At 57.4% G+C, this 1,169-nt stretch carries 1 protein-coding gene; it reads right to left on the reverse strand.

All coding sequences use genetic code 11. The annotated features are described in order from the left end of the window. The coding region (locus ACIQVE_RS29730) for a 3-hydroxyacyl-CoA dehydrogenase NAD-binding domain-containing protein (RefSeq protein WP_402815541.1) at window positions 1-1,169 on the reverse strand (1,169 nt) is incomplete at both ends.

Raw genomic sequence — 1,169 nt, forward strand, 5'->3', positions numbered from 1 at the left:
CATGTGCACCGGGTTGAAGAAGTGCATGCCGACGAAGTTTTCCGGACGCTTGAGGGCCTTGGCCAACAGGCTGATGGAAATGGTCGAAGTGTTGGACGCGAGGATGGTGTCCTCTTTGACCTTGCCTTCAACTTCAGCCAGTACGGCTTGCTTGACCTTCGGGTTCTCGACCACAGCTTCAACGACCAGGTCGACGTGACCGAAATCACCGTAGGACAGGGTCGGACGAATGCCGTTGAGTACTTCAGCCATTTTCGCCGGAGTCATGCGACCTTTATCAACGCGGCCAACCAGCAGCTTGGCGGCTTCGGCCAGACCCTGCTCGATACCGTGCTCGTTGATGTCTTTCATCAGGATCGGCGTGCCTTTGGAGGCCGACTGATAAGCGATACCGCCACCCATGATGCCAGCGCCCAATACAGCGGCCTGCTTCACGTCTTTGGCGATTTCGTCGTAGGCCTTGGCCTTTTTCTTCAGTTCCTGATCGTTCAGGAACAGACCGATCAAGCTCTGCGCGGCAGAGGTCTTGGCCAGCTTGACGAAGCCGGCAGCTTCGACTTCCAGCGCTTTGTCGCGACCGAAGTTCGCAGCTTTCTGGATCGTCTTGATCGCTTCAACCGGCGCCGGATAGTTCGGGCCAGCCTGACCTGCCACGAAACCTTTGGCGGTTTCGAAAGCCATCATTTGTTCGATAGCGTTGAGCTTGAGCTTTTCCAGCTTAGGCTGGCGCTTGGCCTTGTAATCGAACTCGCCGGAGATGGCGCGCTTGATCAGTTCAAGGGCAGCTTCCTGCAGCTTCTCAGGAGCAACCACGGCATCGACTGCGCTAACTTTCAGCGCGTCTTCCGGACGGTTTTCCTTGCCGGAGGCAATCCACTCGATGGCGTTGTCGGCACCGATCAGGCGCGGCAGACGTACGGTGCCGCCGAAGCCTGGGTAGATGCCCAGTTTGACTTCCGGCAGACCGATCTTGGCCTTGGTGGACATGACGCGATAGTCAGCCGCCAGGCACATTTCCAGACCGCCACCCAGGGCGATGCCATTGATCGCGGCGACAGTCGGAACGTTGAGGTCTTCGAAATCGCTGAAGATCTTGTTGGCTTCGAGATTGCCAGCAACCAGCTCCGCATCCGGCAGCTTGAAATTCTCGACAAATTCGGTGATGTCGG

The sequence above is a fragment of the Pseudomonas sp. NPDC098747 genome, from assembly GCF_044760045.1.
In the GTDB taxonomy this organism is placed as follows: domain Bacteria; phylum Pseudomonadota; class Gammaproteobacteria; order Pseudomonadales; family Pseudomonadaceae; genus Aquipseudomonas.